A 26,718-nucleotide genomic window follows, 5' to 3' on the forward strand; every position below is an offset into this window, starting at 1 on the left:
TTTCATATTCTTTTCTTATAATAGGATTATCAAATCAAAAGGAGGAAACAATATGAAGAAACTATCAAAAATAGTCGTGATTGGTATTTTAGCCACAATGCTTCTTGGTGTGGTGGCTTATGCGGCATCACCAGTTGATATCTATTCAGAACTGGCAGGTGTTACAGAAGAGGAAGCCATTCAACAAAGACAAGAAGGCAAAACCTATGGTGAACTTGCTCAAGAAGCAGATGTTTACGAAGAATTTATCCAAAAGATGCAGGAAGAAAAGATTGCGTTAATTGAACAACGTGTTGAAGAAGGGTTAATGACGAGAGAAGATGCAGATGCATTTATCGCTGCCTTAAAAGAAAACATGGGTAACTGTGACCCAAGTAATCCTCAGAGACTTGGACGTCAATATCATTTACGTCAAGGCAATGGAAAGGGTTATGGTAATGGAACATGTGGTGGTAACAGAGGAAACGGTTATGGAAGAGGTCAACGAGGACTTGGATTAGGCTGTAAGTAGTTAATGAGGGGGATGTCTCATGGAGCATAATGATGGTGATGTGATGTATGGAAATCATATGTGACTTGAATCATGGGTTATTGCTTACATGAGCCATTCCCTTAAGTTTAATCATTAGGATTAACGTAAGGATATGAAGGAAGATAGGAGGTTGATCATGCCCACAAAACTTCTTGTTATAGATGATGAACATGGTTTACTTGAAGTTGTAGAAGCTTATCTAAAAAAAGAAAATTATGATGTTATAACCTCAGATAATGGATTAGAAGGTTATGCCTTATTTTTAAAAGAAAAGCCAGATATGGTGATACTGGACTTAATGCTGCCGGATTTATCCGGCGAAAAAATATGTGAGAATATACGGGAAGGCTCTGATGTACCCATATTGATGTTGACAGCTAAGACTTTGGAAGAAGACCGTATACATGGTCTCTCACTAGGGGCTGATGATTATTTGACGAAACCATTTAGCCCAAGAGAGCTGGTGCTTAGGGTTAAAGCTATACTGCGACGAACCCAGAAAGAAGACCCTTTAGATTCCAGTATAATCTCCTACAATGATGGCGATCTTGTGATTAATCAAGAGGAGCATACGGTGATGAAATCCGGGGAGATTATTGGTATTACACCCAATGAATATGACATTCTAATGCTTCTTGTCAAACATCCTCATAAAGTTTTTACAAGAGGACAGATTATTGATGTGGCACTTGGTTATGCATTCGTAGGGTATGATCGAACCATTGATGCCCATATTAAGAACTTGCGCAGGAAAGTAGAAGATGATATAAAAGACCCCCAATATATTGTAACGGTATATGGCGTGGGTTATAAGTTTAAAGGCAAACAAGATTAGAATGGATGTGCTTATGGATGATTAGTCTAGGTAAGAGAATAATGCGAAATTATATTGGTATATCCATCATGACAGTGGTGGTTATTACCGTGTTATCCAATATTGGCATACGCTATTACTTTATAGATTATATACAAAAGCAATATGCAAAAAGCGATAAAGAAATCATCAGTTATGTGAACAACAGTATCGAAACAGATGGTCTATTGGATCAAAGAGAATTATCTTATTTAAGACAACAGGCCAGATTTAAAAATGTAGAAGTTCTTCTACGGGATACAGATCAAGAGATTATATTTAACAGTTCTATGGGGATGGGTATGAATAGCGGTAAGGGACATCATATGGCTCGTAACATCTATCGAGACGATTATACGTATGCCACACAGTCCATTTTTTATGAGGATGAAGTCATTGGGTATTTGGAGATTGGCCACAGTAAATCAGTCATTGATAGTAAGGCTGACAATGATTTTATCTACGCCATTAACGTCTTGTATGCCGTTTCCTTTATGATAGCAGTTATTGTTGCTGTTATACTCAGTATCTTATTTTCAAAGCGTTTAACCAGGCCTATTATTGCTATTAAGAATAGCACGCATCACATTGCAAAAGGGCATTATGACAATGTAAAACATGTTCATACAGATACATTGGAAGTGCATGCTTTAGCCACGTCTATACAAGAATTAGCCAGACAACTGAATGAACAAGAACAGTTAAGAAAACGGTTAAGTAATGATATATCCCATGAATTAAGAAGTCCTATTGCAGTGCTTAGGAGTCAAATTGAAGCCATCATGGATGGGGTCTTAGAGCCTACTCATGAACGATTAAGTAAACTTCATGATGAGATATTGCGCATGACAAAATTGATTAATGATTTAAATGAATTAGTGGTTGTGGAAAGCGAAAACTTGCCCCTTCACATGGAAAGGGTTCATATAAAAGACATATTAAATCCGGTTTTAGATAACTTTGTACCCTTGATGGATAGTAAACAGATCACCCTTCACCGAGATTTGGATAGTCCGTTAACCATTATGGGTGACAAAGACCGGCTAAAACAGATTTTTACAAACCTGCTAACAAATGCCTATAAATACACCAATGAGGGTGGCCAAGTATGGGTCCAACTATGTCAAGAAAATGATAAAGCAATGATTCGGTTTAAAGACTCAGGCATTGGTATAAAAGAAGAAGAATTGCCTTATGTTTTCCAACGGTTTTATCGAAGTGATGATTCCAGAAGTCGTAAGACTGGTGGTGCAGGGATTGGATTGTCCATTGTTAAAGAATTAGTTAAAGTACATGAAGGTATGATTACAGTAGACAGTCAGCTTAAGAAGGGGTCTGTATTCACCATTCAGTTTCCTTTAATTAAGTAATATATGGAAACGGAACGTCAGATGTATTAGGTTGTTTTTCTGTAGATATTAATAATATTACATTAGTAGTACGACAAACAGTACATAAGTTTTGAGTGAAAACTTCATGTTATTGTTTGTTTTTTTGTGGAAACATTACTATTCATGGAAAGAAACTTTAACTACTAGGAGAATACCATGCTAATGGGTTATTATAAATAATATATTGGGGTTATTGACTAACAATAAATGGTTGTATATAGTGGGGAATTAATTATAATATTATTAACTATATGAAAATAATTAACACCATGAAGCATGTTGTCATAAGTTCATAATTCATATATAATTAAACATGTACGTATAATCTGATAACTCAGAAAGGGAGGAGAACGTATGCAAGAAAAATCAATGTTATACAGCTTAGAAGGTAAACCCCCTCTAAGTAAAGCAGTACCCTTAGGGTTGCAACATGTATTGGCAATGTTTACTGGAAATCTAGCTCCAATTATTATTGTTTCGCTTGCACTAGGCTTTCAAAGCGAGGATAGGATTTATCTTGTTCAAGCAGCTATGTTTATCGCTGGTGTTGTTACATTGATTCAACTTTTCAAATTAGGTCCTATTGGTTCTGGCTTACCTATTGTTATGGGGACAAGCTTTACATTTTTAGGTGCGGCTATAGCCATGGGGGGAAAATATGGTTATGAAGCCGTTATAGGTGCCTGTCTAATAGGTGGTATTTTTGAAATGCTTGTAGGTACTGTTTTCGTGCGTGTTAAGAAGTTCTTTCCACCAATTGTATCGGGTATTGTCGTGATGGGTATTGGACTAACGCTAATCGGTGTGGGGGCCGATTATTTTGCAGGTGGTGCAGGTTCAGAGAATTATGGTTCCGTACAAAATATGTTATTAGGAACCTCAGTATTTGCCCTATTTATCCTGCTTACAGCCTTTGGTAAAGGCATGCTTAAGTCTTCAGCCATTTTAATTTCTTTAGTGATTGGCTACATAGTAGCGGCTATTATGGGTATTATTGATTTCACACCTGTTAAGGAAGCTGCGTGGTTTGCATTTCCAGCTATTCCGTTCAAAATGGGTATAGCTTTTGAGTGGGAAGCCATTATACTTTTTGTAGCACTGTTCTTAATAACGGCAGTGGAGACCATTGGTGATACCCATGGTGTGACAGTCGGTGGTCTTGACCGTCCAGCAACACCTGAAGAGGTAAGAGGTTCTTTGTTTGCAGATGGTCTTGGAAGTTCTCTTGCGGCTATTTTTGGTTTACTTCCTAATACATCCTTTAGCCAGAATGTAGGTATCGTGGCCCTTACAAAATGTGTTAACCGTTTTACTGTTGCTATAGGTATTGCTGTATTAATGCTATTATCCTTTGTACCTAAGCTTGCAGCAGTTGTATCTGTTATGCCAGCCAGTGTACTTGGTGGAGCTGTAATTGTGGTATTCGCCCTGATTACAGTGACGGGTATCCGTATGATTGCCCGTACCAATCTAACAGGTAGAAACGCTATTATCCTTGCCGTATCATTAGGTATAGGATTTGGACTAGCGACAGCTATTGGTCTTCACAAAGACATCTTTGAGTCTTACCCAGAAGTATTTAAATTTATCTTCCAAGATAAGATATTTGCAACAGGTCTTGTAGCCTTCCTAATGAACCTTATCTTACCAAAAGATAAAGACGAAGATGGTGTTCGAGCAGAGCCTTTTGAAAAATTAGATGCTGAGGAGACGGCATGATTTAGTCTATATAATAAACCATATGCATGAATATAAACGCCTAGTAAGTTGAATGGACTTGCTAGGCGTTTTAAAATAGAACATATTTAGCCACCTGCTAGAATAAATTAGTATAGTTGGAGGTGGTTTCATGGAAAATTATTTGAGAAAAGATGCTACAGTAAAAACAAAATTAATGAATAAGGAAGCCTATGACCAGATTAATTGGACTAAACTAGAAGAGGAAAAGCAGTTGGCAAACAAAAATCGCATCATTGATGGTGGTTTACCAGTCGTAGGAAATGCCAACTCCTTTATTCCCGTATGGGATTTAAAAAGGTATGCATTTCTCCTAAAGGACCAAATGGCAGATACTGTACATCCTAAGTTATGGGAACAAGGAAAAATGAATATTACCACAGGGCTATTTCAAGTAACAGAAAACATCTATCAAGTACGTGGCTATGACTTAGCCAATATGAGTCTTGTTAGAGGAAAAACAGGGTGGATTGTTATTGATTGCTTAACATGCCAGGAAACAGCAGAAGCTGCACTTGACTTGGTTCATAAAAAATTTCCAGATTGGCCCATTAGCGCTATTATTATTACCCATTCTCATGTGGATCACTACGGTGGTGTATTAGGTGTCTTGAATTATAACCCAGTTAATCATCTTAAAGTATACGTACCACAAGGGTTTACAGACGCTGTCATTGATGAAAATGTTAATGCTGGTGTTGCTATGTCTAGACGAAGTGACTATATGTACGGTGAAATACTGTTACGTGACGAAAAAGGGCAGATTGATTGCGGCATAGGGAAATATGCATCCATTGGGACCATTACATTATGGGATAATTTAAAAACCATTAGAAGAGGCAATAATGAAAAATACTGTGAAAAAATAATTGATGGTATCACCATTCAATTTCATCTATCGCCTAATTCAGAAGCACCCTCTGAAATGAGCTTTTATATTCCTTCTGAGACCACCTTATGTATCGCTGAGATGTGTACTGCAAGTCTGCATAATGTTTATACCTTAAGAGGAGCAGAAGTAAGAGATCCTGTTGCATGGGCAGACCACATCCAAGAAGCCATTGACTTATTTGGTAATGACTTAACAACAGTATTTTCAGTACATAATTGGCCAAGATTTGGTCATGATTATTGCATTGACTATATGTCAAAGCAAAGAGACCTCTATCAATATATGAATGATCAAACACTACGTCTAATCAATAAAGGCTACACCATTGATGAGGTGGGCAGATTGCTTGAATTCCCAGAGAGTTTATCAGATGAATGGTATAATAGCCCTTTTTACGGCACGATTAATCATAATGTTAAAGCAATCTATCAGAAATATATGGGATGGTTTAATGGTAATCCAGTTGACCTTAATCCATTATTGCCACAAGATTCTGCCTCTCGATATGTAACCTACATGGGCGGAGAAGAGCGTGTCATTGAGAAGGCTAAAAAATCTTTTGATGAAGGCGAATACCAATGGGTAGCTCAGGTGATGAAACAAGTTATATTTGCTAATCCATATAATGACGATGCTAAGATGTTATGTGCTGATGCTCTTGAGCAACTGGGTTATGTCGCGGAGTCAGGACCATGGCGAAACATCTTTCTCATGGGAGCTTTTGAACTTAGGTATGGAAAGTTACCCTTATCGGTAACAACCATTAGTGAGGACACTTTAGACAATATTCCATTAGCAAATGTATTAAACTTATTAAGTATTCGGGTTGATGGTAGAAAAGCTGGCGACATGGATTTTAAAATTAATTTTTATATTACAGATAGAGAAGAGGAAGCTGCTACAGAGATGAAGCGAGGGATATTCCGATATTTAGGAGATACCCTTCTGGATGATGCAGAAGTAGGTGTGAGCATGCCAAAGAAAGTGCTGTATACCCTAGCTACTACCAATAACCGCCCTCCAACTTCTGACATAACCATTACAGGTGATAGAGAAAAGTGGATGATGTTTCTATGTACACAGGATACCATTAATCAAGTATTCAATATTATGACGCCATTACCTAAATATCCGAGATAATATTGTGTTATAACATGCTAACATGTTATGTATGAGCGTTAATGCTTTATATGTGTAAATGCAACCATGTGCACAGATTTAAGAAAGGGGATGTCGTATGCAAAGAGAGAAAGTCATAATAAAACCATATTTAACCACCATTTCCTTAGACCCAGAAAATCAAGGTACTCCTATTCATTTTTCAGATGATTGGATTACGCCAGAACCTCTTTTTTTCCTTAGGAACCATTATCCTTATCCACCTATAACACCGGAATCCTTTAAACTTACAGTAAGTGGGGAGGTAGAAGAACCCGGATATTTTAATTATGAACAATTGTTGCAGATGCCCTCTAAAACAATTGTGTTGCCGTTAGAGTGTTCTGGCAATAAAAGAAAAGAATTTCAACCGCCTACATTTGGTACGCAATGGGATGATGGGGCCATAAGCCAAGGGGTTTGGACAGGAGTACCTCTTCGGGACTTACTTCAATTTTCTGGCTTAAAGACATCCGCTTGTGACATTGTTTTTGAAGGGCATGATTCTGGTAAAATTGTAGGTTTAGAAGGCGACCATCCCTTTGCTAGAAGTATACCAATTGACGTGGCACTGCATCCAGATACCCTTATTGCTTATGCACTAAATGACAAACCCATTACGTACAAACATGGATATCCCTTACGGTTAATTGTACCTAAGTGGTATGCCATGGCATCGGTGAAATGGCTAAAAAAAATAACAATTCTTGATGAGCCATTTGATGGTCCTTATCAAGCATTGGATTATCACTATTTTCCATATGAAGATAGTGATGAAGATAAAGTCCCTGTAACAACAATGAAGGTGAATACGATTATTCAGCAGCCCTTACCTCAATCCAGTTTAGATCCTGGTATACACCTTATCTATGGCATTGCCTGGACTGGAGAAGGTATCATTGACAAAGTTGACATTAGTTTTGATAAGGGAGCAAGCTGGCTAAAAACTAAATTAAGGCAAGACCAGAGTGAGACCTATTCATGGACCGTTTGGTCTTATATATGGGATGTGAATAAGAAAGGAAAGTATACCGTTATGGTGCGGGCAACAGACACCACAGGTAGAGAGCAACCTGCTCACGTGACTTGGAATAGACTTGGTTATGGGTATAATGGGATATCCACCATAAATCTACAAATTGTTTAAGTGTTAAAAATCAAGATATTACGCAGGTCATTAAATGCTGATGAGGATGTATGGTTATAAAGATGGGACTTGTTTTTTCCAGGCCGTTCATGTATAATAAATATGAAATTGCATGAAAAAGGAATGTTTATACCGTGTTCATGCACGGTTTTTTTATGTAAAACTATGCGTATAAAGATCATACAGATTTGTGAACTAAAAATTATAGGAAAGTATATGTTAAGCTATAGGTGTATTCTACTTACCTATGGCTTTAATTTTATGAAGGAGGAATAATATGTTAATTGTAGCGAAAGAATATAGTGATGTAAGCATTGTTGTCATGAGAAATCAAGGAGAGCCTGTATTATTATAATGATAACGGAGAGTGATAAAAATTATTAATTATATAGAAGAAATCGAGAAGCAAGTATCCATAGATGAAGGTATTATGGCCATTGAGCAATTTCTTATACAAGTATATTTTGAGAACCCCATATCCAATAAAGAATTAGCTAGAAAACTATATCTGCCTATACCACTTGTAACAGCTATTAAAAAAGAATTTATTAAGGTTGGCGTCGTCAAACAAGAACGGGGCATAACCATGACATCAAAGGGTTATGACTATGTGGAAGACTATCTAGGGTATAGAGGGTTAGACAAGGTATTATATAATAAGCTGCTTAATCAGGCATATGACTTAGAAGATGTATTTTCAGAAGAACTACAGATCATGGAAGATATATTTGACAATAGGCCCACTGCGGACATGCGTGTTGACCAAGCCCATTGTACCTATATAACAAGCTTAAAAAGAAGCTTGTTGGCATTACAGTATAACACCCTTATTCATAAGAAGATACTATGTGTAGGTGACGATGACCTTGTCAGTATCTCCTTAGGTCTTTTATTAAGAAAACTCTATGGTGGCACCAATCAAAGTAAATCTGAAATTCATGTCATTGACGTGGATGACCGTTACCTTGATTATATAAAAGAGATAGCTAATCAATATGGATTACCCATTATTTGTCATAAAATGAATCTTAGACAAGCCATGGACAAGAAGCTCATAGGTAACTTTGACAGTTTTTATACGGACCCACCATACACCATAAATGGTCTGAGCTTGTTTTTATCAAGAGGAATAGCCGGTCTGAAAAAAAGGAAAGGACTTCCTATATTTTTCTCTTTTGCTCATAAGTCATACGATTATTCTTTTGATATGATGGGTAAGTTCTACGAAATGGGGCTTAGTTTATATCGTATTATGCCAAAGTTTAATGAGTATGAAGGAGCAAGTATTATAGGGAACATAGGGCAGATTATGATACTGAATACGACTTCTTATACTACGCCAGTTATTAAAGAAGATGCGTATTATGAGGACAACTTGTATACGAGAGAAGTAAAAAGGGGCTCAAGAGAGAAGGTGAATTCTTGAGCAAGAAAATAAAATTACATGGATTTAATAATTTGACCAAAACCCTGGGTATTAATTTCTATGATATCTATTATGTTGAGGAAAGATGTCAAGAAGCCTATACCCATTATGTCAATGAAAAGTACAGTGCCGATAAGTTAACGGACATATTAAAAACAGTTGCAAAGAAGATTGAAGCAAATGTGATAAACATTGCGAAACAAGATTACGAACCCCAAGGAGCAAGCGTTAATCTGCTTATAGCAGAGGGGGATAGCAGCGATCTATCCATCGATGAATCTTGTAATGGCGGTGTTATACAACCGCACTATCTGTTGGGGCACTTGGATAAAAGCCATATCACGGTCCATACTTATCCGGAAAGTCATCCTCATGGGCATCTATATTCTGTTAGGACAGATATAGAGGTAAGTACTTGTGGTGAGATATCTGCCATTCATGCACTCAATTATTTAATGGGCATATTTCGTTCCCAAGTCATTTCGGTTGATTATCGAATAAGGGGCTTTACAAGGGATACACATGGACACAAGTGCTATCTGGATCACAAGATTAATAGCATCCAAGATTTTGTGGAAGAATCGTATAAACAGCACTATCACATGAAGGATTCTAATTTAATCAACGAGCATTTATTTTATACCAAGATGATGTTGCATAAGTTGGATGTTGAGAAATGTCTGTTTCTTAAAGATAAAGAAATACGGGAAGAAGAAAAAGAGAGGCACGTATTGGATAGCATCCGTCAGGAAATGCAAGATATTATAGAGGCAAGATAAAATAAAGGGACATCTTAATCGTAGATTAAGATGTCTTTTTGTGGTTTAAAATAGGATATTAATTTTTCATAGGGATAGGAGAGCTATTAAAAATGATATCCATAAGGATTACTAGCTATTAAGAGGATTTTATTCATCTATTTTTACAAGTTGTGAAGATGTAATATTAGCATTTTCTCAATCATATATTACAATAACTCAGATTTTATAGGTGATGTCTATCAAAAATCTTAATTTAAAGAAGTATATCATTGGACCCAATACACCTATTGAAACCACAAAGGGTTTTATCCCAAGAGTCTACTTTAATAATTCAGCTACTACGTTAATACTAAAACCGGCAATGAAGAAGTTCTTTAACCTTCTTCCCATATATACCTATATCAACGTACCTCCTTCTAATTCTAAGTATATTACCACAATGTATGAGGAAACCAGGAATGTGATTCTTGAAATGGTTGGTGCAGATGCCAATAGGGATGTGGCCATATTCACAAAAAATTCAACAGAGGCTATGAATGTATTGGCAGACGTATACCTTGAAGCTGACCCTGAACAAGTTGTTCTATCCACTACCATGGAACACCTTGCCAATTATCTTCCTTACAAAGCAAGGATGCAAACGGAACTTATTGCGATCGGTAAAAATGGCAATATAGATTTGGAAGACTACGTATTAAAACTTGAAAAATATCAGGGTAAAGTTAAGCTGGTAGCGGTAACAGGGGCTTCGAATATCACAGGCGTCGTTCCTCCATATTATGAGATGGCTAGACTTGCCCACCAATATGGCGCTAAGATATTTGTTGATATTGTTCAAGTGATTCAGCATCTACCATTTACCATGAAACCTCATGGTTATGATGAACATATTGATTTTGTGGCTTTTAGTGCCCATAAAGCTTATTCAGGATTAGATGGTGGTGCACTCGTTGGGCCTTATGATGTGTTAGAGAAATATCTGCCATTAGATTTTGGTTCGGGTATCACCCAATTCATTGATTCTTCAAAAATCATCTATGATAATCCTCCCCAAAAATATGAAACAGGATATCCTGATGTATTAGGTGTGATAACCATGAGTAAGGCGCTTCAATTCTTGAAGAAGGTTGGGTTAGATAATATTGCAAAATATGAGAGGAAACTTTATAAATATTTGTTATATAGGATGGAAGAAGTGCCAGATATCACCATATACGATAGTCATTCTCCCTTTGTACATATTCCTTACATTTCTTTTTCATTAAAAGGCATTCATTTTAAAACGGTTGCTGCTAAACTTGGTTTAGACCATGGTATTGAAATTGGCAATGGTACATTAGGAGCTGATTTATATGTACAGTTTTTATTGGGGTTATCTAATGAAGAGGCTTATGAATGCTATAAAAGCGGTATGGGATATGGTGTTAATCGTGTAAGTTTAGGTATGTATAATACCTTTGAGGAGATTGATGTGTTTATCCATGCGCTGAAAGAAATAGCATTGAGCACCCGTTGATATGACTTTACAATTGCATTAGCTTTCATATACATAAAAATCATGTGGTAGTGATTTTATTAGACACCTCCGAATATTTTCGGAGGTGTTACATTTTATGGCTATATGCTTATCAAGAGTCGTTTTGAAATATGTAAGCATCAAAAAAAGATGAGATTTTTCTTGACATAAGTTAATAAATGTACTAAAATTATAAAAAAAGTACAGAGGTGATTTGATGGATAAAGCTGAACAACGGTCGCTGAATAAGCGAAGTAAAATACTTGATAGTGCTATAGGTTTATTTTTAACGCATACGGTAAAAAAAGTAACAATGGATGATATAGCTAGACAAGCTCATGTTTCCAAGGTAACGATTTATAAGTACTTTGGTGATAAGGAATCTTTTTATGCATCCATTGGGGAGACGATTTTTGATCGATTTTATAGTAGAATAGAAAACCATCACCATGAGAAAGAAACGTTGACACAAAGAATGATTAACTGTACCCATGTATTAATTGACTTTATTACGTCGCAAAATCTATCGCTATGTTTGGCGTTAAGTCAGTTAAATGAACAAGTAAAAAAAGAGCATGAGATGTTTAATGCAAAAATAAGAAAGATATTAATAAGTCAAATTAAAGAAGGAAAAACATTAAAGTTAGTGCGTTCTGACCTAAGTGATGACGTAATCTATCACTATATAGATATGGGGTTAAATTACTTTCAATGCAACCTAGAATACAGGCATAAAATAACCACAGACCTAACATTTAGCAAAGCGTTTATGACCTTCATTTGGAGTAACATTTTTATGGATTACAGTGACTTCCAAGTGAATGGTTCATATGAGTAAAATAAAAGAGCGAGGAGATAGGACATGAATAAAAGCAATTCACTGGTTATAAAAAATGTGCATTTAGTAACCATGACAGATCATAAAATCAAAAAAAATAAAACAGTTATTATAGATAATGGCATCATTAGAAGCATTAACGATAGCAATATAGATACGACAAGGTATAAAAATGTTATGGATGGAAAAGGGAAGTATCTTATGCCAGGCTTAATTAATATGCATACACACTTAGGCGATAATCCAGATGATTTAACCTTATATCTTGTAAACGGGGTCACCACTATCAGAAATATGTGGGGATATGGAGGATTTAAGTTAAAGCATTGGTTATTTGGAATAAGAGTATTTAATCACCTTGAGTTAAAGAGAAAAATTAATAAAGGTGATATCATAGGCCCAAGAATATTCACCGCTGGACCCCTATTAGATGGAGAAAAGCCGTTTCTACCCAAATTTATGCCCCTTCGTAGTTTGAAAAACACCGATATCGTTGAAGACATTATTAAGGAACAAGTAGCCAAAGGGTATGACTTTATTAAAATATACCATATGCTTTCCATGCAGAATTTTCAAGAGATTATAAAGGCAGCAGAAAAACATCATATCCCTGTAGCGGGACATGTGCCAGATGCCGTAGGGATTAAGAAAGTCTTGGAATCAAACGTTCGATCCATTGAACATTTATATGGTTTTATTAACCCCTATCACCCAGAATCTAATGTGAAAGAAGATAATATTCAAGCCATGGCAAGTCTTGCGGCGAAGACAGGGACTTGGAATTGTCCAACCCTAGTAGCCCACGAACGTTTGGCTAATGTTAAACGACAGGAAGAATTTGAACATGAACATCAGATGAACTATGTGTCAAAAAGAAATAAAAAAGCAATGAGATTCCTAATAAAAAAATCAAATGAACTTTATGTAAAAAAGAATGTTAAAGGAAATCATGACTATATGGATAAACTGTATCACATTATCCAAGTGTTAAAAGAAGAAGGAGCAGGTATTCTATTAGGCACGGATAAAGCGGTTCCATATGTTGTAGCTGGTTTTTCTGAACACCTTGAAATGAAATTATTAATGGATGCTGGCTTAAGTAATTATGAGGCGATCCAGGCGGCAACCATAAACGCTGCAACGTGTTTAAATCAAGAAAAAGAAATCGGAACCATAGAAATTGGTAAGAAAGCAGATTTGATTTTAACCCATGATAACCCACTATCTGACATCCATACAATATTCAACCATATGGGCGTCATTAAAAATGGAAAATTCTACTCTAGAGAAACGTGTGATGCGCTGTTGAAAGGAATTAAGAAACCTTTGTAACCCATGCGATTAATATGAAACTATAATAATTTTGATATCCCTCAGAAATTAAGTAATAGGAACAAATGGTGAATCGCTCACTTGTCATATATAATAACACTAACAAAAATAAAGAGCCCCTTTGGGCAGTTAGGAGCATGATATGATAGGTATAATTGACTGTGGTAACACAGGCTTAACTTTTTATCTTGTGGATAAAAACGATGCGATTTTATCAAAAAGCAGAGTGAATGTAGGGGTAACACAAACAGCAAAAGATGGTCATAATGGAAGATTGAAAGCAGGTATTCTTAAAGCATTTGCATCCGTTTTAGGTGAAAGTGGTGTGGCTAAAGAAGATGTAGAGGTTATTGTAGCCTATGGTATGATTACTTCAGAAATGGGTATATTGGAAGTGCCGCATATTGTAGCACCCGTAAGTATGAAAGCATTAGCGGATCATGTTGTTGTTGTGAAAGATGAAAGCTTGTTCCCAATTGATATACCTTTGATTTTAATTCCTGGTATTAAAAATCCATTTGAGCATAGCAGCATTGAGAACATAGGAAAAGCGGATTTAATGCGAGGTGAGGAAGCGCAGGCTGCTGGTGTCTTATACACATATGACTTAGAATATCCCATTAATATACTTGAACTTGGGTCAACCACTAAATTCATCAGTATAGATAAACAAGGTAGAATTGCTGGCAGCATAACCTCCATGAGTGGGCAAGTATATGGTGCAGTCATTCAAGAAACGTTTATTGGAAAATGCGTTAAAAGACAAGATGACACAGAGCACTATTTTTCTGAAACAATATTTAATACAGCTTTTAACTGTGTTGAAAATGGTGGATTACTCCGAACACTATTGTTAACAAGGTTTAGTGAAATAGTATTGCCTTCTACATGGTTTGAAAGAGAATTTTTTGTAAGTAGTGCTATTGCAGCTGACGATGTTAATGTTTTCAAAGAAGCTGAAAAAACCATGGGATTTGATGTATCTGCTGATTATGTGATGATTGGTACAGAAGATAGATGTGCTTTATATGCGTATTTACTAAAAAATAAATTAAATCATCGTGGGGCTATTACGAAGATTACAGATAAGAGAGAAATTGATATGTTAGGCATACAAGGTGCAATAGCCATTTCGAAGGAAGTTAGCAAGAATTTTCTTTAAAAATAATAGCTAAAAGTTGGACGACCAACTTTTAGCTATTTAAGTTTTTATATTGACTAGGGGAATAGCCCGTTTCTTTCTTAAATACATAGGAGAAATATGCAGCATCATCAAAACCTACCATTGAAGCCACATCATAGGTTTTATTGGTATAATCTTTTAGTAATGCTTTTGCTTTTTCTATACGTATATCACGGAGTGTCTGGGTTATGGTTTGTTTTGTTTTGTCTTTAAAAAGTCGACTTAAATAGGAGCTGTTGATATGTATATGATCGGCAATATTCTGTAACTTAATGGGCGTATTATAGTGGTTATGGATATAATTCATGGCTTGTTTAATAATGTAATTATTATTGCCTATGGATAAGTAGTGTATGATGGTATTAACCATATCATTTAAGGTGTCAATTAAGTCATCGATGCATTCAGCTTCTAATATAGCCCTATAAGGTTCTTCCTCACTAAAAATATCACTGAACGTCAGATTATGTTTTTTTACGACACTCATAGCAACGGTGTAGATCGCAACGCCCATGGACTTGATATAGTCTACCGGTTCACGATTATCGGCCATGATTTTTAACATGGAGGTTATGGTAGTGGTGGACTGGGCTGCATCACCTTTAATTAAATACTGCGATATTTTCTCTAAGTTATACGCCACGTAAGTTGGATTATTTTGTGTGTTTTTCAATTGATGGTAGAGGATAAGTGGATTATCGCCATAAAAGGAATAATCAAGACATCTTTGAGCTTCCGTATAAGCAACAGGCGCTTCTTCAAGGGAATAATGTATGTCACTCAGACCGATAAAGATTGAGCCTTTAATATAATGAATAACAAAGTCGTTGATTTCATTGCATTTTGCTTCAAGGACACGGATTGGGTTCTTTTGGCTAGGTTTATCAAAAAAGACCAATGTGCCGTAAGTGGAGTCATTAAGGGTAAACGTATATTGATTAAAATCATTTAAAGATAAATTTATAAATTGAAGCGTTTGATGATGTAAGATAGTTTTCTTACGCTTAATTTGATATAGTAATAGACAATAACTTTCCATATTGGAATTGTATGCCTCCAGAGCTTTTTTTACGGTTTGACGATCAACATCTTCCCCAACGATAAATTTCTTTATATAGGATTGTTTTTTATATTCTTTAACGTTTTCCAATTGGTTTTCTAATGTATCTAAATGTCGTTCTTTTTCCTGCTGTTTTTTTATTTTCTCAATGTTTTTCTTAAGAATACCTATGATTTCTTCCATGCTTGAAGGCTTAACAATGAAATCAGCTACACCAAATGCGATAGCTGATTGTGCATATTTGAAATCTGAATAGCCAGTATATAGAATAATTCTTGTATTTGGAGCATGATGATGGATGAATTTAGAAACCTCAAGTCCATCTGCACCAGGCATTTTAATGTCTGAAATAATAAGATCTACTGGATGGTCTGCAAGATAGTCAATGGCTAACCGACCGTTTTCAAAATCTTTTACAACGTCACAATCTAAAGAAGTCCAATCGATATACCCCATTAGGCCCTTTCTAATTTTAGCTTCATCATCGATAACCATTACTTTAATCATGTGTTATCCTCCTATCTATTGGCAGTTTAATTGTTGCAGTGGTTCCTTTGTTAGGATAACTCTCAAGGGTAAAACCATAGGTGGCTCCGTATAATAATGTCATTCTTTGACGAACATTTTTTAATCCTATGTGGCTATTATGTTGAGGGTTATTTAAGTCAAGCTGATTCACATGGAAGCCTACACCATTATCTTTGACTGTAATAACAAGTTCGTCATTAGAAGTAGTGAGGTTAATGGTAATTATCCCTTTTTTGGACTGCTTCTCTAATCCATGTATGACAGCATTTTCAACAAAGGTTTGAATAGTGAACTTTGGTAGGGTGTATGCCAACAGGTCATCGGATTCAATTTGAATAGTATAAGATAGTCGATCACTAAATCTTACTTGCTGTAAATAAAGGTAAAAGCTTATGTATTCTAACTCTTGTTCGATCGTAAACATTTGCTGGTCAGTAAATGAAAGGTTATTTCTAAGTAATTGACCAAGGGCTGTCACCATTTTTTCAATGGTTTCATTATCCGTGCTTCTGGCTTCCCATGTAATGGATTCAAGGACATTAAATATAAAGTGAGGATTAATCTGGGCATGGAGAGCCTTTAACTCACTTTCTCTAATGAGCAATTGCTTTTCATAAACTTCATTAAACAAATATTGTATCTGTTCAATCATACGGTTGTATGCAATGCTGAGATCGTTAAGTTCTTTATATTTAAAGCTTGGCATTTTGCTTTTGAAGTTGTTGTCACTAATATCTGCAATGTTTTTTGTGAGTTGTCCTAAGGGGATTGTGATATGGTTAATGGCATAAATACCCACAATGGTGGATAATAAAAGTGTAAATACAATAAAATACACATAACTTGGGAAAAACTTCCATAAATTTCTATCAAAATAAGTTGCAGGTATATACATCAGCAAGTTATAGTCTAAATCTTTAATATGATGGGATGTCGCTAAGTATTTTTTGCTATTATATTTAACAGCTGTTGCCTTTTTAAGTAAAGCATGCTTTTTATGGGTGGTATTAGCAGCAGTACCTATAAGGTTCTTATGGGTATTAAAATAATACGTATTATTGGCATCAAAAATCATGGTATGCCAATTATCATGTTTTAAAGAGCCAAAAGAGCCTGACAACTCGTCCATGTTTATACCGATAATCACTTTGCCAAGGTGTTCGCCCGTTACATAGTCTTCTAATGATTTCATATAATATAGAGCGTTATACTCAGGGATATAGCGAATAATAGATGCATCTTCCATGTGATTTTTATAGAAAGTCATGGTTGATTCAATAAGGGGCTTATTAGGAAGATAGCTGGACAGAATATAATAATAATGATGAGGGTCGGATATGATAAAAACGGAATCAATCAGGTTCCTTGTGTGGGCAATATCATTACTCATCATATAGTTTAGTTCTGTTTCAATATTGAGTTTAGTCAGTTGGTCGTGATAATAAGAAGGTTCTAATACCTGGTGATTATATAAGTTTTCTCGTATGTATTGGTTAGACGTTATAACCCGGTAACTGTTTTCAATAATACGCAAATGATGGATAACACTGTCCTCAAGATGGCTCATGGTGTGTTCTATTGTATCATTAACATAATTATTATAGATATAATCATTAACAAAAGTATAGATGTAAAAGAGGAAGAAAAATGTAGGTACAACGATAGATAATGATACGATAAGTATAATTTTATCTCTAAGCAAGCCTTTACTGGTTATATTTTTGTGTTGTGACCTGCTGCTGTTTTTGAAAACATGCATGAATAAATCCTCCAATGACCTAAATCGTTATGATTATTATACAGGATATTTAAATAATTGTAATAAAAAAGATTTGTTATGTCAATAAAACAAAAATTAAGTAAAAAAATTCAAAGAAATTTTGCTTTGTAAAAGTTTCAATCGCTATACTTATGTTTTTTTTAATAGGTGGGGAGTAACATATCATATGCCTCTATGTTATAAATGATGTTTTTTCAATATACTTAAAATACATTTTCTATATAAAAAGGAGGATACATATGAAACACAGAAATAGGTTAGTTATCCTAACAATGATTATGTTGGTACTTGTATTATCTGGGTGCAGTAAGGCAACGTCAACAGGTGGAAAGAAGAGTGCATTTCCAGATAAGACGTTAACAGCCATATGTCCATGGTCTGCTGGAGGAGGAACAGATACTGTTCTCAGAGGTCTTACGAAAGAGACAGAAGAATTTTTAGGGCAAACGATTACGGTAACCAATCAGACAGGTGGTGGTGGCGCAATAGGACATACAGCCATTAAAAATGCAAAAAATGATGGTTATACTGTTGGGATGATCACATTCGAATTAAGTTCATTACCAGCTCAAGGCATTATCGATTATACACATGAAGATTTCAGTCTCTTAATGCGCGTCAATATGGAATCAGCAGCTATTACTGTACCAGCGGATGCACCTTATGAGACCATTCATGATTTTATTGAATACGCAAAGGCTCATCCTGGAGAAGTTAAAGTGGGTAATTCGGGTATAGGAGCAACTTGGCATGTTGCGGCTGGTCTTTTTGAGCAAGTCACAGAAGTGGAGTTAGGGCATGTTCCTTTTGATGGTGCCGCACCAGCGGTTACAGCTCTTATTGGTGGGCATATTGATGCTGTTGCAGTTAGTGCATCTGAAGTACAGGCTCAAGTTGAAGCAGAAGAACTTAAAATATTAGCTATTATGGATGAAGAACGTTCAAAAGTGTTTACGGATGTTCCTACAATGTATGAAGAAGGCTATGATGTTGTCTTTGGGACTTGGAGAGGTCTTGCAGTGCCAAAGGATACACCACAAGATGTAGTTGATGTACTATCCGATGCATTTAAAAAGGGTATAGAGTCCGATGGATTTAAAGATTATGCTGAAAAAACAGGGTTAAATATAGCTTATCAAAATGCTGAAGATTTTAGAGAATTCCTTGCTAAGAATTCACTCGATGTTGCAAAAGTGCTAAAAGGTTTAGGACTATCAGCTGAATAATAAAAACATAAGAAAATATAAGGGGTTATTTTACGTTGATAAGATAACCCCAACATTAGAGAGAAGAGGTTATGATGAATAAACCTAATTTAATCTATAGTATATTGGGCTTAATCCTTAGTATATATGTATTTGTAACAGCAAGTTCTTTTCCTACACCTCCAGGAAATACCCTGGGACCTGGTTATTATCCCATACTTTTATCAATCGGATTACTTGTCCTAAGTGCCATTTTGCTTATTCAAACATTATTAAAGGCAGGTAAAGAAACATTTGAAAAGTTTGACATGAAGTCTCCTGAGGTCATTCGATTCATGGTGTCCTTGCTCGCTACAGTGATATATGCCATTGCTATGCAGTATTTAGGCTTTATATTGGCTTCAGTCATCTATTTATTTTTCTTGATGTATCTTCTACTAAATAGAGCATACATTAAGATGGCTATTGTTTCGGTAGGTGTTTCAGTGAGTGTCTATTTGATTTTTAGTCATGCATTGAATTTAACGTTGCCATTAGGCTTTTTCTCATAGGAGGTATATAACATGATCGATGGATTTTTAAGTGTATTGCGGCCAGAAGTGTTGGTATTGGTTTTTTTAGGTGTAACAGGAGGGATTATCGTTGGTTCGTTGCCAGGGTTAACAGCAACAATGGGCATTGCACTTTTAGTACCATTTACTTTTGGATTAGAGATTCAGCAGAGTATGGCTATGCTATTAGGTATTTTTAGTGGAGCCATCTATGGTGGTTCTATATCGGCAATATTAATCCGAACACCAGGTACACCCGCAGCAGCAGCCACATTATTAGATGGTTATCCCATGACACTAAGAGGTGAAGCTGGAAGGGCTTTAAGTATGTCCGCATTTGCATCTTTTATAGGGGGATTTACAGGGGCTCTTATCATGACCTTTTTATCCCCTCAGATTTCAAAGCTGGCATTGGAGTTCAGCCCAGCCGAGTATTTTGCTTTGGCTTTATTTGGTCTTAGTATTATTATTTCTGTATCAGGAGGTTCCATTGTTAAAGGATTGATGTCTGGATTTTTCGGTCTTATTATTGCCACAATAGGTCTTGACCCAATCAGTGGTTATGCAAGATTTACTTATGGTATTGTGGATCTTTTTGAAGGTCCAACATTTATACCAACACTCATTGGATTATTTGCACTATCTGAAGTCTTTAAAGGGGTAGAGACCATTAAAAAGCAAGAGAAGATTGATAATAAAATCAACCAATTATTACCAAGTTTTAAAGATATAAAAAAATCTTGGAAGGTAATAGGTAAATCAAGTATAATGGGAACATTTATTGGTTCTATTCCAGGTGCAGGAAGTGATATAGCTGCTTTTGTTGGGTATAGTGAAGCTAAAAGAACGTCCAAACATCCAGAAAAATTTGGCACAGGCGTGATCGAGGGCATTGCAGCGGCAGAAGCATCTAATAATGCTTGTACAGGTGGTGCTATGATACCATTATTGTCATTAGGTGTACCTGGGGATGCAGTGACAGCAGTATTATTAGGAGCATTCATTATGCAGGGACTTAAGCCAGGACCCCTGTTATATCGGGACCATATGGATGTTGTCTATGGCGTTTTTTCAGCGATGATGGTTGCCAATGTTGCCATGTTTATGGTTGGCACTTTAGGCGTCAAGTTTTTTTCAAAGGTGATTACCATCAATCGTAACATACTCATTCCAATCATTTTTGTTCTATCGTTGGTGGGTGCATATTCCATGCGAAACAGTGCCTTTGATTTATGGGTGGCTATTGTATTTGGTGTTATAGGCTATTTTTTACAACGATATAACTTTCCAGTATCACCCATTCTGCTAGCGCTTATATTAGGGCCAATGGCAGAAAGTAACTTACGGAGGGCACTACTGATTTCGGAAGGAAGCTGGTCAATATTTGTAACCAGACCCATATGCGTCGTTTTAATCGTATTAGCTATCTTGTCTATTGTAAGCGCTTTATTGAAACAAAGAAAACTTAATAAAATTTCAGGATAAGCTAAAATCAGACTGTTTGTATTCGTAGGATAGCACTTTACAAAGAATGATAATTTTGATATTATGAGAAAAATAGTCGTGAGGGAGTCCTGATTTTGAAAAATATAAGGATAAAAATAACGGTATTCTTGTTAACCCTTATCATGTTTACAGGGTGTTTTCGTTTGATTAATGATCGTCAAGAGCTAATGGAAATAGAGAACGAAACAGATACATTTCCTACAAAAGCCATACGTTTGGTTATTCCTTTTGCCCCAGGCGGCGGAACAGATGGTGTTGGTAGGGCGTTAGCATTATCTTGTGAAGGGTATGTTGAACAGCCCATTATACCCGTTAATAAACTAGGTGATAGTGGTTCTAGAGGTTTACGTGAAGGCATTTTTTCAAATAATGACGGTTATACGATTACAGTCATCACATCAGAGATTAACTCATTATCGTCATATGGATTAATTGATTTTGATTATCAGCATATGGAGCTTTTGATGCTGTTAAACACAGAACCAGGCATCCTCGTGGTATCAAAGGATTTTCCTTTTGATACCATAGAAGAATTAATTGCCGATTATCATAAAAATGATAAGACTTATACGATTGGTAGTGCAGGTAAAGGAAGTGTATGGAACTTTGCTGCTAAAGGTATAGCTTTACATACAGACCTTCAATTTGAAGACCGTTATTATGATGGGACATCCCTGGCAGTGCTGGATGTACTACAAGGTAAAACGGATATGGTTATTTCAGGTGTTTCAGAAGTCATTGAACATATAGAGGCTGGGGAAATTAAAGTATTAACCGTATTAGCAGATGATAGACTGGATGCTTTACCAGACCTTAAAACATTTACTGAAAGTGGTTATGACTTCAGTATCTATACCTGGAGAGGGCTTGCCATTCCGAAGGACACAGATCATCAAATTAAGGAATATTTGTTAGAAAGATTGACGAAAGCTGCTAAGGATGAACAGTTTATCTCTTTGCTCAAAGAATTGAATTTACATTATGATTATAGACCTCAAGAAGCATTTCTTGAATTTATACAAGAGGATTTAGAAGTGTATAGGAAATTGCTTGAAATAGAAATGACTAGTGAAGAATAGGCTGTTTCAATTAAAAAGGAGCGTAAACATGTAACCGCTACATGCCAGTTAAAATGGCGTATAGCGGTTTTTTTAAATTGACGATATATTTATTTTACACGCTTAATCGACTCTTTCCAACTTGAAAACAACGGGTCTAACGCCATCGTTGCAACAAGCGATCATGGTATTTTCATCTTTCATCCAACCTGTGTAAAAATCTCCTCCTCCATGAAGAAAAGCAAAAACATAATGTGAAATACAATCCCAAGCGCCATCGCAAAACCCAAGTGGCTTTTGTGGGGAATCTACCATAAACGTTTGATTATCCGTAAACACGCTACATATTTCAGGACGTTTGCAGTATGCATTAGCGAGATCTTCATTGAGCATTCTTTTAATGACTGTGATTCTACATTTGGACATCATAAAACCTCTTTCGTATATAGTTTATTAATAGCATTTAACATGTTAATACAATTGTAAATGAAGACCAATGTGAATAATTGTAAAAAGACGACAACATATGATGTAAAGTCACAGCTAAATAGTTAAATTTAGGGGTCTTTACCATATAGATAATGGTAAGATACCCATAACATTGAAGCTCTATGAATCCTATTACATTAAAATACAAAATGTATGTCCAATAAGTTAAAAACTACATATTATATAGTAAAATATAAAGATTTGAAGCCTGTGAATCATATAAGCCTGTACCAAATGTAAATCTAATAACATGAATTAGTAGACAAGTATCTTTAAGCCACATTAAATGTGGTGAAATAATGTACAAACTGTTTTCAATCACATATGACGGTAAAATATATAGATGGAGGTTAAAAATGAATTATAGTGATGTCAACGCAGAGTGTATGGCTTGTAAGCCAGATATAGATTTTAGTAAGTGTAAACCAAAGAGTCCTAAGCCAAAGAAAATACAATTAGAATGTGGTCAGGGAACTGGAATGACAACCTTTACATCAACGGAGGATGATTCCTTTCAATTAGCTCATGTAACGGTTAATACAAGCTCTTTGAAAAAACCAGAAGTGCTTATAAAATTCTCTAGTCTTGTTAGAGTGAATTCAACGAACACCGGAGTCGTTCGATTGCAATATGAATTATTTGAAGCCTGTGATGGCCGACAGCCATTATCGTTAGGAACGTGGATGTTTGAGAAAGATACGCAAGGTCAAGGCTTTGTTGAAAGCATTCAAGAGTCATTTAATTTCATCTTTTGTGGCAATCAAACAATGAGTAGATGCTGTGATTATTTTGTGACGGTAACACCAATTGAAATAACCGGCGAGGATGCGTCTGCTACAGTTAGTAATGGACGAATGGCAGCTTTCGCACAGGATTGGTGGGATGACGTAAATAAAAGACAGAAAAAAGACATGAAGAAACCTGCTGATAGAGAATCAAATAAGCTGATATTGGCATGTGGTCAAGGATCTACAGGGGGGCAAACACTCATTGCACAATTTTCTTCTCCCCAGGAACCAGAAGACATAGCCCAAGTTACAGTTGACACCACTTGCTTAAAGAAGCCAAAGGTTTTAATAGAATTTTCGAGTATTATTGAAATGTCCAATTCAGTTTTCACAGAGATTGCTCTTCAGTTTGAGTTGTTCAAAGTATGTGGTAATAGTGAGCCAGTATCCTGTGGTATTTGGACATTTGAGGAAACTGTTGGAACAGAAGTGGATATTACATTTGTTCAAGTACAGAATTCCTTTGGTTTTATATATTGTGAATGCTCACATATATCGGACTGCTGTGTTTATTTTGTAAGGGTAACACCATTACAAACAGATTTAGGCGATGATGATGGGGCACTTGCAACTTGGGAAGTATGTAATGTTCTAATGAATGGTTATGCTCAAGGAACAGAAGACTATGATTTCAAGTCTAATGAACGCAAAATCTATGAAGATAAAAGTAATGGTGCTGTCTGTAAACCTGTACATCCCAAGCCTAAAAAAAGCTTGTTAGCATGTGGTAGTGGTAGTGGAAACACAACCTTCACGTCATCATCCGATGATACACCCTTCCAATTAGCCCATGTTACCGTTGACACATCTTGTTTATGTAAGCCGGTAGTGGATATTGAATTCTCCAGCACGGTGAGATTTGAGGCATTAGAGAATATAGGTTCAGCAGCTCAACTACGGTACGAATTAGTCAGAGTCTGTGCTGATGGAACACCTGTAACAATAGGTTTATGGATATTGGATAAACTGCCAATACTAAATGTTGCATCTATAGAAACCTTTAGCTTTAATTATTGTGATTGCACAACCTGTCCTGGTTGTTGTGATTACTTTGTAACGGTTATGCCGATAACATTTACATCTGAAGGCACATTACCCGATATTAATGGCACTGTAACAGTTGGTGATGGTAGAATAGCTGCACTGGCTCAAGAGGGATAGTAAGGGGTATTAATAATAGACCGCTACTATCCAGTAAAATGTTAGAAAGTAGAGGCTATTGACACATTAAAACTAAGTTTAAATGTATGATTTCAATATAAGAAACCGCTTCATGTCAGTTAAGATAGGCATGTAGCGGTTTTGCTTATCCATTAATTCCCACAATCTACGTTTGTTCCAACTGAGTTTCCGCACCTGTTTCCATTAAAGGTATTACTGTCTAGATCTTCTATATCAAAATTGATATTAAAAAATACACAATTAAAGTCTACTTGATTGTCAAAAGAGTCCAGGTCTAAGAAGATACCATCTGCGCCATTTCTAGTAACTTTATTAGCTTCTAGTATGTTATTGTTGGATGCCCCTTGTACTCGAATACCGTCACGGATATTGTGGTTAACCGTATTCTTATTCACAAGATTATTGAATGAAGCTCCAGATTCTGGATTTGCATCCAATAGGATGCCATTTTCTCCATTTCTAAGTACATTATTCTTCGTGATGGTATTATTGTTCGAGAAAGTATTTACCTCGATACCATCTCCTGTATTTTCATGAATGTTATTTTTTCTGATGATAATATTAAAGGATGGACCTTCTATATTATCACCATCTAATAAAATACCGTCGCCTATATTTCCTTGAATTAAATTACTTTCAATGGTATGATTATTGGACTCTGTATCGACTAAAATGCCGTCATCACCATTGCGCATAATTTTATTTTTTCTAATGATGTTATTATTGGTATCCGAAACTAAAAAAATTCCATGTACCATATTGTTAGATATGTTATTCCCAATAATTTGATTAAAGTTCGTTATATCTCTTTCTAGACTGACCCCATCATCATCATTATTCGTTATTGTATTACCTTTAATTAGGTTGTTGCTACTATCTGTAAGATCAATACCATCGTCATCATTTTTAGTTATTGTATTACACTTAATAACGTTGTTGTTACTGGCAATAATATTAATACCATCGTCACCATTTCTAGTTGTTTTGTTGCCTTTAATGGTGCAATTATTTGAACCATCAATGAAAATGCCGTCCTCTTCAGAGGAAATACATCGATTGAGTTCAATGAGGGTACTATCCGAATTTTGTGCAACGACGATACCTCTCAATGTATTCATAATAACATTTCGTGTCATAACGTTTTCTAAAGAGTTTAGAGCAGATATGCCTGCTGGTTCTATATCTGTACTTCCAATATTTTGTATGGTATTACATGAAATGGTATTGGACTCTGCATTAATTAACCGAATACCATTACTAAGATAATTTTGAATAACAAAACCTTTTATTTTAACATTTGATGAGTCTTCAATGGTTATAGCAAAGGTGAGAGCATCCATACCATCTAAAACAGGTTTCATGATGCCTATGATTTTGAGTCTGTTCTTGTTCATTATTGAGACTTCTTCCACATAGGGACTTCCTTCTCCCGTAACTAAAATGATATCCCCTGAGTCAGCTGCGTCTACAGCAGCTTGAATGGTAGTAAATTCATTATCGGGTCCGACAACCAACACCCTTCCTTGAAAGAACAATAATAAAATAAGCATGCCTATGATGATTATGAGGCAAAGACCCAATAGGCGAATGTTTCTGCATAAATTTTGACTCATTTTACAAATCAAAACCCCCTTATAATACAGTTTTGTCTAAAATATAATTGATAAATCTATATTACTGATATATTAAAACAACCTATATTCAGCATAACGAGTCATACCTTATCAAAAAATATTTTTGAACAACTTCTTCTAAACCGCATTTATTTTATCCTATCACTGCAGCATGAATAATGTGACGATATG

Annotated in this window: 21 protein-coding genes; 17 read left to right on the forward strand and 4 right to left on the reverse strand. The window is 35.8% G+C overall.

The window, feature by feature from the left end:
* Positions 1-52: 52 nt before the first annotated feature.
* From HZI73_RS13125 to HZI73_RS13180, 12 genes are all read left to right on the forward strand, one after another.
* Positions 53-511, forward strand: a complete 459-nt coding sequence (locus HZI73_RS13125) for a hypothetical protein (protein ID WP_212693849.1) — start codon at positions 53-55, stop codon at positions 509-511.
* Between the two features lie 157 nt (positions 512-668).
* Positions 669-1,367: a response regulator transcription factor gene (locus tag HZI73_RS13130; protein WP_246552137.1), complete on the forward strand. Its 699-nt coding sequence runs from the start codon at positions 669-671 to the stop codon at positions 1,365-1,367.
* Positions 1,368-1,408: 41 nt separating this feature from the next.
* The gene (locus HZI73_RS13135; RefSeq protein ID WP_212693851.1) at positions 1,409-2,755 is read left to right on the forward strand and encodes a sensor histidine kinase; all 1,347 of its coding nucleotides are present in this window, start codon (positions 1,409-1,411) and stop codon (positions 2,753-2,755) included.
* Between the two features lie 375 nt (positions 2,756-3,130).
* Complete coding sequence (locus tag HZI73_RS13140; protein WP_212693852.1) at positions 3,131-4,495, forward strand: uracil-xanthine permease family protein; 1,365 nt, start codon at positions 3,131-3,133, stop codon at positions 4,493-4,495.
* A 130-nt stretch (positions 4,496-4,625) separates the two neighbouring features.
* Positions 4,626-6,545 carry an alkyl/aryl-sulfatase gene (locus HZI73_RS13145; RefSeq protein WP_212693853.1) on the forward strand — a complete coding sequence of 640 codons (1,920 nt, stop codon included), beginning with the start codon at positions 4,626-4,628 and terminating at the stop codon, positions 6,543-6,545.
* 97 nt (positions 6,546-6,642) lie between these two features.
* The gene (locus HZI73_RS13150) at positions 6,643-7,710 is read left to right on the forward strand and encodes a sulfite oxidase (RefSeq protein ID WP_212693854.1); all 1,068 of its coding nucleotides are present in this window, start codon (positions 6,643-6,645) and stop codon (positions 7,708-7,710) included.
* 367 nt (positions 7,711-8,077) lie between these two features.
* Entirely contained in the window at positions 8,078-9,136 is a 1,059-nt protein-coding gene (locus HZI73_RS13155) for a bis-aminopropyl spermidine synthase family protein (protein WP_212693855.1), read from the forward strand.
* Positions 9,133-9,915: an adenosylmethionine decarboxylase gene (gene speD / locus HZI73_RS13160; RefSeq protein WP_212693856.1), complete on the forward strand. Its 783-nt coding sequence runs from the start codon at positions 9,133-9,135 to the stop codon at positions 9,913-9,915. The genes HZI73_RS13155 and speD overlap by 4 nt, the downstream gene beginning before the upstream one ends.
* A gap of 214 nt (positions 9,916-10,129) precedes the next feature.
* On the forward strand, positions 10,130-11,413 hold the full coding sequence (locus tag HZI73_RS13165; protein WP_212693857.1) for an aminotransferase class V-fold PLP-dependent enzyme: 1,284 nt from the start codon (positions 10,130-10,132) through the stop codon (positions 11,411-11,413).
* A gap of 217 nt (positions 11,414-11,630) precedes the next feature.
* On the forward strand, positions 11,631-12,251 hold the full coding sequence (locus HZI73_RS13170; protein ID WP_212693858.1) for a TetR/AcrR family transcriptional regulator: 621 nt from the start codon (positions 11,631-11,633) through the stop codon (positions 12,249-12,251).
* 24 nt (positions 12,252-12,275) lie between these two features.
* A complete protein-coding gene (locus HZI73_RS13175; RefSeq protein WP_212693859.1) occupies positions 12,276-13,583 on the forward strand; it encodes an amidohydrolase family protein in 1,308 nt (435 codons plus the stop codon).
* Between the two features lie 142 nt (positions 13,584-13,725).
* On the forward strand, positions 13,726-14,745 hold the full coding sequence (locus HZI73_RS13180; RefSeq protein WP_212693860.1) for a 2-dehydro-3-deoxygalactonokinase: 1,020 nt from the start codon (positions 13,726-13,728) through the stop codon (positions 14,743-14,745).
* A gap of 31 nt (positions 14,746-14,776) precedes the next feature.
* Here HZI73_RS13180 and HZI73_RS13185 read toward each other — a convergent pair whose 3' ends face one another.
* Both HZI73_RS13185 and HZI73_RS13190 read right to left on the reverse strand, forming a co-directional pair.
* Positions 14,777-16,333, reverse strand: coding sequence for a response regulator transcription factor (locus HZI73_RS13185; protein ID WP_212693861.1), 1,557 nt, complete (start codon positions 16,331-16,333; stop codon positions 14,777-14,779).
* Positions 16,326-18,113, reverse strand: coding sequence for a sensor histidine kinase (locus HZI73_RS13190; RefSeq protein ID WP_212693862.1), 1,788 nt, complete (start codon positions 18,111-18,113; stop codon positions 16,326-16,328). Before HZI73_RS13190 ends, HZI73_RS13185 begins: the two co-directional genes overlap by 8 nt.
* A 260-nt stretch (positions 18,114-18,373) precedes the next feature.
* Between HZI73_RS13190 and HZI73_RS13195 the strand changes: the two genes are divergently transcribed.
* From HZI73_RS13195 to HZI73_RS13210, 4 genes are all read left to right on the forward strand, one after another.
* Positions 18,374-19,360 carry a tripartite tricarboxylate transporter substrate binding protein gene (locus HZI73_RS13195; RefSeq protein WP_212693863.1) on the forward strand — a complete coding sequence of 329 codons (987 nt, stop codon included), beginning with the start codon at positions 18,374-18,376 and terminating at the stop codon, positions 19,358-19,360.
* Between the two features lie 71 nt (positions 19,361-19,431).
* A complete protein-coding gene (locus HZI73_RS13200) occupies positions 19,432-19,890 on the forward strand; it encodes a tripartite tricarboxylate transporter TctB family protein (protein ID WP_212693864.1) in 459 nt (152 codons plus the stop codon).
* A 12-nt stretch (positions 19,891-19,902) separates the two neighbouring features.
* Positions 19,903-21,375: a tripartite tricarboxylate transporter permease gene (locus tag HZI73_RS13205; RefSeq protein ID WP_212693865.1), complete on the forward strand. Its 1,473-nt coding sequence runs from the start codon at positions 19,903-19,905 to the stop codon at positions 21,373-21,375.
* A gap of 95 nt (positions 21,376-21,470) precedes the next feature.
* Entirely contained in the window at positions 21,471-22,475 is a 1,005-nt protein-coding gene (locus HZI73_RS13210) for a tripartite tricarboxylate transporter substrate binding protein (protein WP_212693866.1), read from the forward strand.
* 102 nt (positions 22,476-22,577) lie between these two features.
* On the opposite strand, the gene HZI73_RS13215 is transcribed toward HZI73_RS13210, so the two are convergent.
* On the reverse strand, positions 22,578-22,883 hold the full coding sequence (locus HZI73_RS13215; protein ID WP_246552139.1) for a TIGR04076 family protein: 306 nt from the start codon (positions 22,881-22,883) through the stop codon (positions 22,578-22,580).
* A gap of 416 nt (positions 22,884-23,299) precedes the next feature.
* Here HZI73_RS13215 and HZI73_RS13220 point away from each other — a divergent pair, with 416 nt between their 5' ends.
* Complete coding sequence (locus HZI73_RS13220) at positions 23,300-24,892, forward strand: DUF4489 domain-containing protein (protein WP_212693867.1); 1,593 nt, start codon at positions 23,300-23,302, stop codon at positions 24,890-24,892.
* Between the two features lie 152 nt (positions 24,893-25,044).
* Here HZI73_RS13220 and HZI73_RS13225 read toward each other — a convergent pair whose 3' ends face one another.
* The gene (locus tag HZI73_RS13225) at positions 25,045-26,526 is read right to left on the reverse strand and encodes a right-handed parallel beta-helix repeat-containing protein (RefSeq protein ID WP_212693868.1); all 1,482 of its coding nucleotides are present in this window, start codon (positions 26,524-26,526) and stop codon (positions 25,045-25,047) included.
* Between the last annotated feature and the right edge of the window lie 192 nt (positions 26,527-26,718).

The sequence above is a fragment of the Vallitalea pronyensis genome, from assembly GCF_018141445.1.
Taxonomy (GTDB): domain Bacteria; phylum Bacillota; class Clostridia; order Lachnospirales; family Vallitaleaceae; genus Vallitalea; species Vallitalea pronyensis.

What these genes read in the sequence shown, in the direction of transcription:
- HZI73_RS13125 (WP_212693849.1), top strand. Translation starts at nt 53, where the DNA reads ATGAAGAAACTATCAAAAATAGTCGTGATTGGTATTTTAGCCACAATG.
- HZI73_RS13130 (WP_246552137.1), top strand. Translation starts at nt 669, where the DNA reads ATGCCCACAAAACTTCTTGTTATAGATGATGAACATGGTTTACTTGAA.
- HZI73_RS13135 (WP_212693851.1), top strand. Translation starts at nt 1,409, where the DNA reads ATGCGAAATTATATTGGTATATCCATCATGACAGTGGTGGTTATTACC.
- HZI73_RS13140 (WP_212693852.1), top strand. Translation starts at nt 3,131, where the DNA reads ATGCAAGAAAAATCAATGTTATACAGCTTAGAAGGTAAACCCCCTCTA.
- HZI73_RS13145 (WP_212693853.1), top strand. Translation starts at nt 4,626, where the DNA reads ATGGAAAATTATTTGAGAAAAGATGCTACAGTAAAAACAAAATTAATG.
- HZI73_RS13150 (WP_212693854.1), top strand. Translation starts at nt 6,643, where the DNA reads ATGCAAAGAGAGAAAGTCATAATAAAACCATATTTAACCACCATTTCC.
- HZI73_RS13165 (WP_212693857.1), top strand. Translation starts at nt 10,130, where the DNA reads ATGTCTATCAAAAATCTTAATTTAAAGAAGTATATCATTGGACCCAAT.
- HZI73_RS13170 (WP_212693858.1), top strand. Translation starts at nt 11,631, where the DNA reads ATGGATAAAGCTGAACAACGGTCGCTGAATAAGCGAAGTAAAATACTT.
- HZI73_RS13175 (WP_212693859.1), top strand. Translation starts at nt 12,276, where the DNA reads ATGAATAAAAGCAATTCACTGGTTATAAAAAATGTGCATTTAGTAACC.
- HZI73_RS13180 (WP_212693860.1), top strand. Translation starts at nt 13,726, where the DNA reads ATGATAGGTATAATTGACTGTGGTAACACAGGCTTAACTTTTTATCTT.
- HZI73_RS13185 (WP_212693861.1), bottom strand. Translation starts at nt 16,333, where the DNA reads ATGATTAAAGTAATGGTTATCGATGATGAAGCTAAAATTAGAAAGGGC.
- HZI73_RS13190 (WP_212693862.1), bottom strand. Translation starts at nt 18,113, where the DNA reads ATGCATGTTTTCAAAAACAGCAGCAGGTCACAACACAAAAATATAACC.
- HZI73_RS13195 (WP_212693863.1), top strand. Translation starts at nt 18,374, where the DNA reads ATGAAACACAGAAATAGGTTAGTTATCCTAACAATGATTATGTTGGTA.
- HZI73_RS13200 (WP_212693864.1), top strand. Translation starts at nt 19,432, where the DNA reads ATGATGAATAAACCTAATTTAATCTATAGTATATTGGGCTTAATCCTT.
- HZI73_RS13205 (WP_212693865.1), top strand. Translation starts at nt 19,903, where the DNA reads ATGATCGATGGATTTTTAAGTGTATTGCGGCCAGAAGTGTTGGTATTG.
- HZI73_RS13215 (WP_246552139.1), bottom strand. Translation starts at nt 22,883, where the DNA reads ATGATGTCCAAATGTAGAATCACAGTCATTAAAAGAATGCTCAATGAA.
- HZI73_RS13220 (WP_212693867.1), top strand. Translation starts at nt 23,300, where the DNA reads ATGAATTATAGTGATGTCAACGCAGAGTGTATGGCTTGTAAGCCAGAT.
- HZI73_RS13225 (WP_212693868.1), bottom strand. Translation starts at nt 26,526, where the DNA reads ATGAGTCAAAATTTATGCAGAAACATTCGCCTATTGGGTCTTTGCCTC.